Here is a 13,308-nt window from a genome sequence, read left to right as displayed (position 1 = left end):
TCGTGGCCCGGGTTCGTAGGGTCACCGGCGAGGACGTGCGCCACCGGAGCCGCTGGAGAGAGGACCGTCCATGGCCGAGCTCGAGACCTTCAGGATGCTGATCGGCGGGAAGCCGTCCGACGCGGCGTCCGGCCGCACCTTCGAGACGCAGAACCCGTTCACCGGAGCGCCGTGGGCGACCGTGCCGGACTGCGGCCCCGGCGACGTCGACACCGCCGTCGCCGCCGCCCGCACCGCGCTCGACGGCGAGTGGGGCGCGATGACCCCGTTCGCCCGCGCCGCCTGCCTGCGCCGGCTGGGCGACCTGATCACCGAGAACGCCGAGGCGCTGGCCCGGACCGAGGTCAACGACTCCGGGAAGCTGTACCGGGAGATGATCGGCCAGCTCAACGGGCTCGGCGGCTGGTACCACTACTACGCCGGGATCGCCCCGACGATCGAGGGCCGCCAGATCCCGGCGCCGAACCCGAACTACCTGGTCTACACGCGCAAGGAGCCGGTCGGCGTCGTCGCGGCGATCACGCCGTGGAACTCCCCGCTGCTGCTGATGACCTGGAAGGTCGCGCCCGCGCTGGCCGCGGGCTGCACGATCGTCGTGAAGCCGTCGGAGCACTCGCCCGCCTCGACGCTGAAGTGGGCCGAGCTGATCGAGAAGGCCGGGATCCCGGCCGGCGTGGTCAACGTCGTCACCACGAACGACCGGGACACCGCAGCACACCTGGCCGGGCACCCGGGCGTCGACAAGGTCGCGTTCACCGGCTCCACCGCGACCGGGCGGTCGATCGCGAAGGCCGCCGCGGAGAACCTGAACAAGGTCACCCTGGAGCTGGGCGGCAAGTCCCCGCAGGTCGTGTTCCCCGACGCCGACCTGGAGTCGGCCGCGAACGGGATCATCGCCGGCGTGTTCGCCGCGACCGGCCAGACCTGCATGGCGGGGTCGCGGCTGATCGTGCACGCCGACGTCCACGACGAGCTCGTCCGGCTCATCGCCGAGCGCGCGGCGACGATCACACTCGGCGACCCGAACGCCGAGGACACCGAGATGGGTCCGGTCGCGAACGGGCCGCAGTACGAGAAGGTCCTCGGCTACCTGGAGACGGCGAAGGCGGAGGGCAACACCGTCGCCTACGGCGGGGCCGCGGAGTCCGGGCTGGGCGGCTACTTCGTGCAGCCGACCGTGATCACCGGGGTGACGCCCGAGTCCACGGTCTACCGGGAGGAGGTGTTCGGCCCGGTGCTCGCGGCGCTCACCTTCACCGACGAGGACGAGGCCGTGAAGCTGGCCAACGACACCCCGTACGGCCTGGCCGGCGCGGTGTGGACGAAGGACGTGCACCGGGCGCACCGCGTCGCCGGACGGATCCGGGCCGGCACGGTGTGGATCAACGCCTACCGGGTGGTGGCGCCGAGCGTCCCGTTCGGCGGGTTCGGGCACTCCGGGCTCGGCCGGGAGAACGGCGTCGCGGCCGTCGAGGAGTACCTGGAGAACAAGTCGGTGTGGGTGGAGCTGTCCGGCGGCACCCGCGACCCGTTCACCCTCGGCTGACCCGGGACCCCCGGTCCGGGGACTCCTCCCAGCCCAGCCGCTCGGTCCAGCGCTCGCCGCGGTCGGCACGACGCGGGGCGGGCACGCGGGCGGCGGGGGTGTCGGTACGGGTCTCGGACGTGCTCATGGGGGCCTTCCGTCGGCGGTGTGCACCGCCGTGCCCGGGGTCGAGGTCCCGGGCACGGCGGTCCTCCGGCACCGCGGCCAGGACGCGCGGGTCCGGCGACGGGGAGCGTCGCCGGATCCGGCGGCACGTCGCGCGGCGCGGAAGTCGGGGAGCGACCACGGAACCGGTGCGGACCGCACGCTACGGACCGGTGGGGGCCGCTGTTCGCGAGCTGAGACCCCGACCGGTGGACGGACCCGCGAGCGCGACGGATGGGAATGCGTTCGGCCGTCCGGACCAGCCGAGCCCGTCGTTCGCGCGCAGGGTTCTCAGCGGTCGCCGAGCAGCCCGCTCTCGTGGGCGAAGGCGATCGCCCGGGCGCGGTCGCGCAGGCCGAGCTTGTCGAGCACCCGACCGAGGTGGGTCTTCACCGTCGTCTCGCCCAGGTGCAGGGCGGCGGCGACCTCGGCGTTCGACAGGCCCCGCCCGACCTCGCGCAGCACGTCGGTCTCCCGCGGGGTCAGCCGGGACAGCTCCTCGGCCCGGGCCGACGGGGCGGGGGCCTCGGCGTAGCGGGCGATCACCCGCGGCACGACGGCCGGGTCGAGCTGTCCCCCGCCGGCGGCGATCCGGCGTACCGCGTCGAGCAGCTGCTCCGGCGGGGAGGTCTTGAGCAGGAACCCGGCCACCCGCGCGCGCAGTGCCGCGTCGACGACGGCGTCGTCGTCGAAGGTGGTGAGCACCAGTACCCGGGCGGTCGAGCCGGCCGCGGCGAGCTCCGCGGCGGCGGCGAGCCCGCCCCCGCCGGGCATCCGGACGTCCATCAGCACGACGTCCGGGTCGAGGGCCCGCACCGCCCGGACCGCGGAGGCGGTGTCGTCGGCCTCCCCGACGACGTCGACGTCGGTCTCACCGTCGAGCAGCATCCGCAGGCCCGCGCGGACCAGCGCCTCGTCGTCGCAGAGCACGACCCGGATCACGGTGTCCCCCGTTCCAGCGGGAAGCGGGCGTGCACGGCGAACCCGCCGCCCGGGCGCGGCCCGGCCGCCAGCTCGCCGCCGAACAGCTCGACCCGCTCCCGCATCCCGACCAGCCCGTACCCGGCCCGGTCCGGTCCCGGGGCGCCGGTGCCGTCGTCGTGGACGGAGACGACGAGCGTGCCGTCGGAGTGGTCGACGACGACGTGCGCGGTCGCCGTCCCCGCGTGCCGGACGGTGTTGCTGAGTGCCTCCTGCACGATCCGGTACGCCGACCGGTCCAGGTCGTCGGGCAGGTCCCGCAGCCGCCCGCGGACGTCGACGACGACCGGGGTCCCGGCCGCCCGCACGTCGGCGGCGAGCTCCTCGAGCCGGGCCAGCGACGGCGCGGGCTCGGCCGCACCGGGCGTCTCCTCGCGCAGCAGCCCGACGACGCGGCGCAGCTCGTCGACCGACCGGCGGCCCAGCTGCTCCACCGACTCGAGCGCGGTGCGCTCGGCCGACCCGTCGGGCATCCGCCGGCGCACCACCCCGGCCTGCAGGGTCATCACCGACACGGTGTGGGCGACGGCGTCGTGCAGCTCCCGGGAGATCCGCACCCGTTCCTGGGCGACGGCGGCCTCGGCCAGCGCGTCGCGCTGCGCGGCGAGCTCGGCGGTCATCGCCCGCAGCTGCGCCGACCGCAGCTCCTCGCGCCGCAGCAGCACCCCCATCGCCGTGGCCGCGCCGAGGACGAACGGGTAGAACGCGATCTCCCAGGGCGAGCCGAGCCAGATGCCGACGTAGAGCCCGGCGGACCCGGCGGTGGCGGCGTAGACGCCCAGCGCGACCCGCCCGGTGCACCGGTAGCCGAGGTGGCCCAGCAGCAGCATCAGCGCGATCAGCTGTGCACCGCCCGCGCCGCCACCGAACAGCGGCGGCCACGCGAACGGCACCAGCATCAGCGGCGGCCCGGCGACCGGGACGCGGGCGGCCAGCAGGAACACCGCGGCGACGAACGCGGCCAGCCCCCACGTCGACGGCACCAGCCCCACGCCCTCGGGGTCGCCGCCGGCCTCGGCCAGCACGGCCGCCGCGCACAGCCCGGCCGCGGGCACGGCGAACGCCCACGGCATCGAGGGCTTCGGCAGGCGCACGCCCGCGACGCTAGCGGCGATCCGGGCCCTGCGGATCCTCTCCACGGAGGACCCCGGGGCCGCCCGGGTCCTCTCCGGGGCCCGCCGGGTCGGCCGACCGGGACGATCCGCCGGGGCGGGGTCCGGCGGCATCGTCGTCGCTGCTCAGGGCGCCGCGACCGGCGGGCCCGCCGAGGACGGGGAGTCCACCGATGTCCACCACCACGCCCGCCACCGCCGTTCCGGCCGACGCCGCCGCCGACCGGGCCGCGGCCTCCGTGTGGCCGTTCCGGATCGCGGGTGGCCTGCTCGTGCTCACCCCGCTGCTCGTGGCGGGCGGGTTCGCGACCTCACCGCCGCAGGCGAGCAACTCCGGGTCCGACTACGCCGCCTCGCTCGGCGCGGACCCGGTGGTCACCGGGATCTCCGCGGCCTTCCTGCACTACGGGTGGGTCGCCCTCGTGTTCGGGGCGTTCGCCGCGGTCGCGATGGTGCGGGGTCGCCGGGGCCGGGGCCTGACGACCGTCGGTGCGGCGGCGACGGCGTTCGGCGCGGTGCAGATGTCCGGGCTCCTGCTGAGCGACCACTACCTGGCGTCGATGTCGAACCGGGTCGGACCCGACGTCGCCGGTGCGGTGCTGGAGAGCCTCGACGCGGGCGTCCCGTGGGTGCAGGTCTGGCTGCTCACCGGGAAGGTGTTCGGCCTGCTGGGGCCGGCCGTGCTGATGGCCGGGCTGGCGCGGGCGGGCGTCATCGGCTGGTGGGCGGTGCCGGGCTGGCTCGCGATGTGGTTCCTCGCGCCGATGCTGGGCTCGATGGTCGGCGTCGTCGCGACGGCCGCGCTGACCGTGCTGTGCGGCGCGCCGCTGATGGTGCTCGGTGTGCGGATGATCCGCCGCGGGTCCCCGGACGTCGTCGCGGCGGGCCGGGTGGCCTGACCGCATCCGACGGCGGGCCCGCGCACCGGGGGGGTGTGCGGGCCCACCGTCACGTCGGCGGCGTCACGTCGGGACCGTCAGGCCAGGACCACCTGCCCGCCCTCGACCCGCACCGGTCGCGAGGTGAGCGGGGCCTTGGCGGGGCCGTCGAGCGGGGCCCCGTCGGAGACGGCGAACCGGCTGCCGTGGCAGGGGCAGGAGATGCCGGACCGGGAGACCTGGTCGACGAGGCAGCCCTGGTGCGGGCAGGTCGCGTCGAACGCCAGGACGGTGTTCGCGTCCGGGCGGGTCACGACGACCTTCTGCTCGGCGAAGACCCGGCCGCCGCCGACCGGGACGTCGTCGACGGCGGCGATGCCGGCGGGCGCCGCGGCGGCGCTGCTGCTCGGGGCGGCCGCCGCGGGGGCGGGGGTGGTCGGCGCGGGCGCGGCGGGTGCCGTGTCGCGCGGGGTTCCGTAGGTGGCGCAGCCCGCGGCGCAGCAGGCCACGGCGGCACCGGCGCCGGCGAGGAGCCGGCGGCGCGGGATCGGGGACACGGGGGACCTCCGGGGGACGGTGGGAGCGGTCGGGGGGGTCAGAACGACAGGCCGTGGCCGGCGAAGAACCACAGCGCCGAGGTCAGCCAGACCCCGGCGAGGACGGCGAGCAGCACCCCGCCCGCGACGGCGAGCAGCCACCCGGGCACGCCGGGGCGGCGCAGGAGCAGCATCTTGGTGACGAACGCGCCGTAGAACAGGCAGCCGAGCGCCGAGTGCAGCAGCGCCGACGTCGTCGCGCCGGACCAGCCGAACGCGTAGAGGCACTGCACGGCGACGGGCATGGTCACCAGCACCGCGGCGCGGCCCGACCAGCGGTGCGCGACCGCGGTGACCGGGTCGGCGTAGCCGCGCATCATCATCCGGCCGGTGACGCCCTGGACGATCGCGAGGACCAGGGCGGCCGAACCGAGCCACGCCTTGGCCGCGGCGCCGCTGGAGAACCCGGCGAGGTTGACCGCGACGCCGGTGCCGACGTGCTGGCGGGCCCAGACGCCGAGCGCGACCGCGACCAGCGACCCGATGACGACGGGGAGGGCGACGACCCGCCACGACAGGCCCTCCGCCGGGAGCGCGACGTCGTGGGCCGCCTCGGCGGCGGGGAGGCGACGGGCGCGTGCCGGGTCGGGTGCCGTCGCGCGGGACCATCGACGGCCGGGGCCGCGCCGACCGGGCCGGCGGCCGGGGCCGTCGTCGCCGTCGGCCCGGTCGCGGACGGCGGGGCGTGCGGGGCGTTCGCGGTACGCGGCGGCCGGGTCCTCGGCCGGGGCGCCGGCATCGGCCCCGTCGGCCGTCCAGTCGCCCGTCCGGTCGTAGCGGCCGGGTTCGGCGTAGCCGGCGAGCGGTTCGTAGGCGTCGGGGTGGTCGGCCGTGCCGGCCGGCCGGCCGCGGTGGTCGACGTCGTCGGACCAGTGCAGCCGGTCCGCGCCGGCGGGCCGGGAGCGGCCGGGGGTGCTCCCGGACCAGGCCGTGTCGTCGGCGCCCTCAGCCCATCCGGAGGGCGGGAGGTCACCGGCGGCCCGGCGCGGGCGGCCGGGACCCGCGGTCCCGGCGTCCCGCGCCGGGCGGCGCGGCGTGGTGACCCCGTGGGCGCCCGAACCGCCGCCCGGGGGCGGGGTGAGCGGGCCGGTCGGGGTGAACAGGTCCCCCGCGACGGCGTCGCGGCGACGGTCGGCGGTGCCCGCCCACCGGTCCGCGCCGCCGTCGGGGTCGTGGTCGGGCGCCCAGGACGGCTCCGGGACGGCGGCCCAGCCGCCGCTGTGCTCGGGGCCGCGGGGGGTCGGGATGTCCGCGGAGACCGGGGCGAACCCGACCGGGTCGGTGAGCTCGCGGTCCGCGTGCCGCGCGCGGGGGGACATCAGTACCCCCCGCCGTAGCCGCTGCCGCCGGTGGACGGAGCCGGCGCCTCGGCCGGGGCCGGGGCCTCGGCGGGTGCGGGGGCCGGCGTCGCAGCCGGGGCCGGGTCGGACGCGTCGGTCCGGGCCGCGGTGAAGTCCCAGGACCTCCCGTCGGCGCGGGCGGTGCCGGTGGCGACGCCGTCGGCGACGGTGTACTCGACCTCCGCGCCGTCCTTGCCGGTCAGGCGGGTGGTGCCGCCGGGGGTGGCGGTGCCCTTGGTCCAGGACTCGATGCCGCGGTTGTCGCAGACGTAGGCCTTCACGGCGCCGTCGGTGACCCAGATGTCGACGGTGACCTTCCCGTTCGTCGACCGGCCCTTGTAGACGACCTTGCCGGTCGCGGCCGGTGCCGGGGCGGCCGTCGGAGCGGGCGCCGCCGGGAGGGCGAGCGAGCCCGCGGCCTGTTCGACGGCGGCGGGGGCCGCCGCGGGCAGCGGTTCGGGTTCCGCGGTGAGCACGACGTTGGCCGTCGCGGCCCCGGCGGCGACCGCGCCGACGGCGACCATGGTCAGGAGGGGTCCGGAGAGTCGCATGTCAGCCCACCTCGATCCGGACCGAGTCGAACGCGGGCGTCTGGTTGGCCCGCTGCATCATCGGGGTGCGGTGCGACCCGTCCCCCGCCCACGACGAGCACTGCAGCTCGCCGGTCTGCTCGACCCCGGGCACGTCGATCGTGACGCTGTCCGGCCGTGCCCCTCCGCCGCCGTCCTCGGTGGCCTGGAAGAACAGCGGATCGGGCGACGAGTCCGGTGCCTCGCCCGGGTCGGGCAGGATCCGGCAGGCGGTGTGGAAGTGGCCGCGCTGGAGCCCCTGGCCGTTGAGCAGGGACGCCTCGGCGTAGTAGCCGCCCTGGGCCGCGGGGAGGAACCGGTCGCGGACGAGGTTCCGGGTGCTGACGGTCAGGCGGAACGCCTCCCCGAGCCGGACCTTCGTCGGGGCCTGGGTGATGAGCAGCGACGGGCTGCGGTCGGCGTCGGCGACCTCGCCGAACGCGGTGGACACGCAGCGGGGCGCCTTCTGGAAGCCGTCGTGGGCGGTGAGCCGGCTGCCGGAGCAGTCGACGGCGAGGATGTCGAGCGCCGACTGCGCGCCCTTCTTCTCCCCGTCCTTGCCCGCGTCGGGCTTGTCCCCCGCGCCGCCGGAACCCTGGTCGGCGGAGCCGCCGCCGGCCCCGGCCCCGGCGCCGTCACCGGACCCGTCACCGGAGCCCGATGAGCCGGAGCCCGACGAGCCGGAGCCCGTGTGCCCGGAGTGGTCGTGCCCCCCGCCCCCGGACGAACCGCCGCTCCCGGAGGACCCCGCGGACCCGGAGGCGCCGTCGGACGAGCCGGACGAGCCGGTCGAGTCGGACGGCCCGGAGGCGACGTTCGCCGGCCGGTCGCTCCGGTCGGCGGAGGCGGCCCCGGCGGCATAGGCGGCGGGCCCGGCGACGAGCAGGCCCAGGGCGAGCGCGGTGACCGCGATCGTCCTGCTGCGGCTGGTGGTGGATCTCATCGGTATCGGCTCCTCGGGGCGGTGCGGTGCGCTCCGGTGGTGCGGGAGGGCGGCGCTCCGGTGTCGGTGTCCAGGTCGAGGTCGTGGGGGGTGGCGTCGGTGAGGCCGGGCTCGGGATCGGGCTGCGGCCGGACGGGCGGCACGTGTGCCAGCTCGTCCCAGGGGTCGGGCGGGCCGACCGGCAGGGCCCGCCGGGCGCCGTCGCGGGGGTGGCGCGGGGCGGGGACGAGGGCGGCGGCCGGGCCGGGGGCCGGGCGGCCGCGCCGGTGCAGGGTCATGAGCAGCCCGCCCGCGGCGAGCAGCGCGACCCCGACCACCAGCGCCGGCACGACGACGTCGGACGCGGTGCGGGTCCCGGTCGGCACCGGGTCGGGCGGGGCGGGCAGCGCCGCGTAGTCGACCAGCCCGGTCGACTCCAGGTAGCCGATGTGCCGGGTGACGTACACCGACGCCTCGTTCGCGAACTGCCGCATGAGCTCGTTGCGGGTGCCGACCTTGACGTCGGTGATCACCGGCAGGACCGAGCCGTGCGCGGCGCGCAGGATCTGCACGAACTGGCGGTCGTAGTCGGTCCCGGTGCGGGCGGTCAGGTCGTTCATCCAGCCGATCTGCTGGTCGTTGGGCCTGCTGGGCAGCAGGACCCCGAGCTGTTCGGCGGTGGAGCGGACCAGCTCGTCGAGGTCGTGGTGCTCGACGCCGAGCTTGCGGGCGACCTCGCGGACGGCGGGCGAGGTGGCCTGCTGCTCGCCCTGCTGCCCGGTCGGGGCCTCCCAGAGACCGGCGAGGCGCACCTTCTGCAGCAGGTCGCGGTCGGCGGGGCCGAGCGGACCCCACCGGGTCTGCGTCCACCCCTGCTGCTGGTCGGTGGCGGCCGACGTCGCCACCCAGTACTGGGCGAGCACGACGGCGGCGACCGCGGCCAGTGCGGCGAGCACCGACCAGCGGAGCGGGCCGGGGATCCGGCGGGACATGGGTTCTCCTACCCTTCTCAGACCTGGGCGAACTGCTCGGTGTGCACCCGGTCGTCCGGGACACCGAGCGCGGTGAGGGTGGCGAGGACGTCGCCGACGAGCTGCGGTCGGCCGCAGACGAAGTAGTCGAGCCGGCGGGCCGGGTCGTCGAGGTCGGTCAGGACGGCGGCGAGCAGCGCGGTGTCGATCGGCCCGGTCGCCCCGGACCAGTCCGCCGACGGGCGTCGCAGCACCTCGGTGACCTGCAGGTCGATCAGCGTGCGCAGGTGCGCGAGCTCGGCCCGGAACAGCAGGTCGGCGCGGTCGCGGGCGTGCACGACCAGCCGGTACGGCCGCCGGTCGCCGCGGTCGGCGGCGGTGCGCAGCATGCTCATCATCGGGGTGATCCCGACGCCGCCCGCGATCAGCACGAGCCCGGTGGACGGCACCGAGTCCGGGGTGAACGAGCCGTACGGTCCGTCCACCCAGACCGGGTCGCCGCGGCGCAGCTCGCGCAGCCGCCCGGCGAAGTCGCCGGTGTGCCGCACGGTGAACTCGACCCGCCCGCGGTCGGACGCCGACGACGCGATGGTGAACGGGTGCTCCTCCACCGACATCCGCTCCAGCCGCAGCCAGGCGAACTGGCCGGGCCGGAACCACGGTCCGGCGTGCCGGCCGGGCCGGGCGAGGACGAGCGTCGACACGGTGGGGCTCTCCGGGCGCACGACGTGCACCCGGAACTCGCCGGTCGCCGCGCGGGCGCCCCAGCGGAGCACCAGCACCGCGACCAGCAGCAGGCCGAGCCCGCCCAGCACGGGCCCCATGACGGCGCCGCCGACCAGGTTGTTCAGCCACAGCACGTGCAGCGACGACGCGCCGACGACGACCGCGGCCAGGCTCAGGTGCAGCCAGCGCCACACCTCGTGCGAGCCGGACCGGACACCGCGCAGCGCGAGCACCAGCAGCACGACGACCGCGATCGTCGCGAGGGTGGCGGCCTGGCCGCGGGCCGGTGCGGCGAGCGGCACGAGCAGCCCGACACGTTCCGGGTGGTCGGCCACCACGCAGGCGAGGTGCAGCGCGACCAGCACCCCGGCGAGCACGCCGAGCCTGCGGTGCAGGCCGAGCAGGGTCTCCAGGCCGAGGGCGCCGGAGAGCCCGCGCACCCGGGACGGCAGCACCGCGACGATCACCATCGCCGACAGCGCGAGCAGCCCGGTCAGCACCGAGAGCTGGTGCAGCAGCGGCTGCGGTCCGGAACGGAGCATCCAGATCAACGACGGGCCGACGAGGACCGTGACCAGCACGGATCCCCACACCGTGCGGGCGCGGCGGTGCGCCAGCCAGGCGTCGGCGGGCGGCGGGGTGTCCCGCCGCAGGGGTGCGGTGACCGGATGCGGAACCGGGCGGGTCACCGGTCGCCGGGCGTGCGCCCGGCCGGTGAGGGTGCCCGCAGCGGGCGGGGGTGGTGGGTGCGCGAGCGGTGGACCGTCACGGACCGGCCTCGGGCCGGTCGCGGGTGCGACGCTACGGTCGGGCGGACGCCGGGGGCGCGTCCGCGCAGGGCGGGGCGGGTCATCGGATCACTCCGGTTCGTGGAACCGGCCGGGTGGGGAGCCCCGGCCACCGCCGCGGCATCCAGGGGGAGCGGGCCGCGGTGCGGTGACACGAACATAGGAACCCCGCCGGGACGGGGTTGCGTTCCTGAGAACGCGCACCGCCGTCCGGTCGCCGGCGTCCGGCGGGCGGGGACCGATCGCTCCGGTCGGAGTACGGACGTACGACCGACCGGCGCGATGACTCTCAGGAACATCACGTTCACCGCGCGCGACCACCGCTGGTCCCGCACAGTCGGCCTCCGGCGGCGCGGGCGGGCACGCCGGCACGGCCGGAGCCCGGACCCCCGGGCGCTCCGGAGACCGGTGGGGCCGCTCCGGACGACCGGGACGATCGGCGGGTGGACGGTCGGGAGCGGCGACCCGGCGGCTGCCGACGACCTCCGGACGCACGACGGCCGCGCCCGCCCACGGGGACGGACGCGGCCGGTGGAGGGGTCAGGCGGAGACGCGCTCCGCGGCGCGGACGCCCTCGGCGAGCTCGCGGGCGAGCGACTCGACCGCGGACGGCCCGCCGGACTCCAGCGCCTGCACGAACGCCGTCCCGACGATGACGCCGTCGGCGTAGGAGGCGACGTCGGCCGCCTGCTCGGCGGTCCGCACGCCCAGGCCGACGCACACCGGCAGGGTCGCGACCTCGCGCGCGCGGGCGACCAGGTCACGGGCCTCGACGCCGACCGAGCGGACGCCGGTGACACCCATCAGCGACGCGGCGTAGAGGAAGCCACGGCTGGACTCGACGGTCATCCGCATGCGCTCGGGGGTGGTGGTCTGCGCGACCAGGAAGATCCGGTCCAGGTCGTGCTTCTCCGACGCGGCCAGCCAGTCGTCGCAGTCGTCGGGCAGCAGGTCCGGGGTGATCAGGCCGGACCCGCCGGCCTCGGCCAGGTCCGCGGCGAACCGCTCGACGCCGTAGCGGTCGATCAGGTTCCAGTAGGTCATGACGACGGCCGGGGCGCCGGCGTCGACGACCCCGCGGACGGCGGTGAACGCGTCGCGGGAGCGGGCGCCGTTGTCCAGCGCCTGCTGGGTGGCGCGCTGGATGACCGGCCCGTCCATCAGCGGGTCGGAGTAGGGCAGCCCGACCTCGACGACGTCGACGCCGCCGGCGACCATGGCCCGCATCGCCTCGACCGAGCCCTCGACGGTCGGGTAGCCGACCGGCAGGTACCCGACCAGCGCGGCACGGCCCTCGGCCCGGACCGCCTCGATCCGCTGCTGCACGCTGCCCATCAGACCGCTCCGTCCGTCACGGCGTTGCCCTCGTCGTCGATCAGCTGGAAGTACTTCGCGGCGGTGTCGACGTCCTTGTCGCCGCGGCCGGACAGGTTGACCAGCACGACCTTGCCCTCGCCCAGGCGCTTCGCCTCGCGCAGCGCACCGGCCAGCGCGTGCGCGCTCTCGATGGCCGGGATGATGCCCTCGGTGCGGCAGAGCAGGCGGAAGGCCTCCATCGCCTCGGCGTCGGTGACCGACTCGTAGCGGGCGCGCTTCAGGTCGTGCAGCCAGGAGTGCTCCGGGCCGACGCCCGGGTAGTCCAGGCCCGCGGAGATGGAGTGCGAGTCGCGGGTCTGGCCGTCCTCGTCCTGGAGGATGAAGCTGCGCGAGCCGTGCAGGACGCCGACGTCGCCGCCGCCGATCGACGACGCGTGCCGCGGGGTGTCGACGCCGTCGCCGCCGGCCTCGAAGCCGACCAGCTCGACGGAGGTGTCGTCGAGGAACGCGTGGAAGATGCCCATCGCGTTCGAGCCCCCGCCGACGCAGGCGCAGACCAGGTCGGGCAGGGCGCCGGTGAGGTCCTGGACCTGCTGCCGGGCCTCGACGCCGATGATCCGCTGGAAGTCGCGCACCATCGCCGGGAACGGGTGCGGACCGGCGACCGAGCCGATCAGGTAGTGCGTGTCGGCCACGTTGGTGACCCAGTCGCGCATGGCCTCGTTCATCGCGTCCTTGAGGGTCCGCGTGCCCGAGGTGACCGGGCGGACCTCGGCGCCGAGCATGCGCATCCGGGCGACGTTGAGCGCCTGGCGCTCGGTGTCGACCTCGCCCATGTAGACGACGCACTCCAGCCCCATCAGGGCCGCGGCCGTGGCCGAGGCGACGCCGTGCTGCCCGGCTCCGGTCTCCGCGATGACCCGGGTCTTGCCCATGCGCTTGGTGAGCAGCGCCTGACCCAGCACATTGTTGATCTTGTGCGAGCCGGTGTGGTTCAGGTCCTCGCGCTTGAGCAGGATGCGCGCGCCGCCGGCGTGCGCGGCGAACCGCGGCGCCTCGGTGACCAGGCTCGGGCGGCCCGAGTAGGTGCGGTGCAGCTCGGCGAGCTCGGCCTGGAAGGCCTCGTCGGTCATCGCCGAGTGGTAGGCCTGCTCGAGCTCGTCCAGCGCGGCGACCAGCGCCTCCGGGACGTAGCGGCCGCCGAAGCGGCCGAAGTACGGGCCGGTCTGGTCGACCAGCCGCGCCGTGTCCCCGGCCGGGGGAAGGGCGGTGTCGGTCACGAGTACTCCCTGACGGATCGAGGACCCCGATCTCGGGCCGCCGCCGGGCGGGGATGCGCCGGGAGATCGGGCGGTCACGACGGTACACCGGGCCCACGGCACCGGACCCGGCACCGGGGGCTCTCATATATCAGCGCC

13 protein-coding genes are annotated in these 13,308 nt (G+C 76.3%); 2 read left to right on the top strand and 11 right to left on the bottom strand.

The genetic code is table 11. From position 1 onward, the window contains the following. Positions 1-70: 70 nt before the first annotated feature. Complete coding sequence (locus tag KPL60_RS32885; protein ID WP_226368193.1) at positions 71-1,546, top strand: aldehyde dehydrogenase; 1,476 nt, start codon at positions 71-73, stop codon at positions 1,544-1,546. Here the strand turns inward: KPL60_RS32885 and KPL60_RS32880 are convergent. The 3 genes from KPL60_RS32880 to KPL60_RS32870 form a co-directional block, all read right to left on the bottom strand. Then, the gene (locus KPL60_RS32880; RefSeq protein ID WP_208826422.1) at positions 1,533-1,673 is read right to left on the bottom strand and encodes a hypothetical protein; all 141 of its coding nucleotides are present in this window, start codon (positions 1,671-1,673) and stop codon (positions 1,533-1,535) included. The genes KPL60_RS32885 and KPL60_RS32880 overlap by 14 nt on opposite strands. Before the next feature lie 308 nt (positions 1,674-1,981). Next, positions 1,982-2,632, bottom strand: coding sequence for a response regulator transcription factor (locus KPL60_RS32875; protein ID WP_226368192.1), 651 nt, complete (start codon positions 2,630-2,632; stop codon positions 1,982-1,984). After that, positions 2,629-3,765, bottom strand: a complete 1,137-nt coding sequence (locus KPL60_RS32870; protein WP_226368191.1) for a sensor histidine kinase — start codon at positions 3,763-3,765, stop codon at positions 2,629-2,631. The genes KPL60_RS32875 and KPL60_RS32870 overlap by 4 nt, the downstream gene beginning before the upstream one ends. A 191-nt stretch (positions 3,766-3,956) precedes the next feature. Here KPL60_RS32870 and KPL60_RS32865 point away from each other — a divergent pair, with 191 nt between their 5' ends. Then, positions 3,957-4,682: a hypothetical protein gene (locus tag KPL60_RS32865; RefSeq protein ID WP_226368190.1), complete on the top strand. Its 726-nt coding sequence runs from the start codon at positions 3,957-3,959 to the stop codon at positions 4,680-4,682. A gap of 77 nt (positions 4,683-4,759) precedes the next feature. Here the strand turns inward: KPL60_RS32865 and KPL60_RS32860 are convergent, their stop codons facing one another. From KPL60_RS32860 to trpB, 8 genes are all read right to left on the bottom strand, one after another. Further along, positions 4,760-5,218, bottom strand: coding sequence for a Rieske (2Fe-2S) protein (locus tag KPL60_RS32860; protein ID WP_226368189.1), 459 nt, complete (start codon positions 5,216-5,218; stop codon positions 4,760-4,762). Between the two features lie 38 nt (positions 5,219-5,256). Then, positions 5,257-6,576 (bottom strand): DUF6529 family protein, encoded by a 1,320-nt coding sequence (locus tag KPL60_RS32855; protein WP_226368188.1) that lies wholly within the window; start codon positions 6,574-6,576, stop codon positions 5,257-5,259. Next, a complete protein-coding gene (locus tag KPL60_RS32850; protein WP_226354686.1) occupies positions 6,576-7,148 on the bottom strand; it encodes a hypothetical protein in 573 nt (190 codons plus the stop codon). The genes KPL60_RS32855 and KPL60_RS32850 overlap by 1 nt, the downstream gene beginning before the upstream one ends. A 1-nt stretch (position 7,149) precedes the next feature. Continuing rightward, positions 7,150-8,109: a hypothetical protein gene (locus KPL60_RS32845; protein WP_226354685.1), complete on the bottom strand. Its 960-nt coding sequence runs from the start codon at positions 8,107-8,109 to the stop codon at positions 7,150-7,152. Next, the gene (locus KPL60_RS32840) at positions 8,106-9,080 is read right to left on the bottom strand and encodes a DUF4142 domain-containing protein (protein ID WP_226368187.1); all 975 of its coding nucleotides are present in this window, start codon (positions 9,078-9,080) and stop codon (positions 8,106-8,108) included. Before KPL60_RS32840 ends, KPL60_RS32845 begins: the two co-directional genes overlap by 4 nt. Before the next feature lie 17 nt (positions 9,081-9,097). Further along, a complete protein-coding gene (locus tag KPL60_RS32835) occupies positions 9,098-10,474 on the bottom strand; it encodes a ferric reductase-like transmembrane domain-containing protein (protein WP_226368186.1) in 1,377 nt (458 codons plus the stop codon). A gap of 639 nt (positions 10,475-11,113) precedes the next feature. Then, positions 11,114-11,908, bottom strand: a complete 795-nt coding sequence (gene trpA, locus KPL60_RS32830) for a tryptophan synthase subunit alpha (RefSeq protein ID WP_226354683.1) — start codon at positions 11,906-11,908, stop codon at positions 11,114-11,116. Next, positions 11,908-13,170: a tryptophan synthase subunit beta gene (trpB, locus tag KPL60_RS32825; RefSeq protein ID WP_226368185.1), complete on the bottom strand. Its 1,263-nt coding sequence runs from the start codon at positions 13,168-13,170 to the stop codon at positions 11,908-11,910. The genes trpA and trpB overlap by 1 nt, the downstream gene beginning before the upstream one ends. Positions 13,171-13,308: the final 138 nt, after the last annotated feature.

The sequence above is a fragment of the Pseudonocardia sp. ICBG162 genome (genome assembly GCF_020496225.1).
Classification (GTDB): Bacteria; Actinomycetota; Actinomycetes; order Mycobacteriales; family Pseudonocardiaceae; genus Pseudonocardia; species Pseudonocardia alni.
Note: the sequence above shows the minus strand (reverse complement) of the source record. Positions and strands in the feature narration are given on the sequence as shown.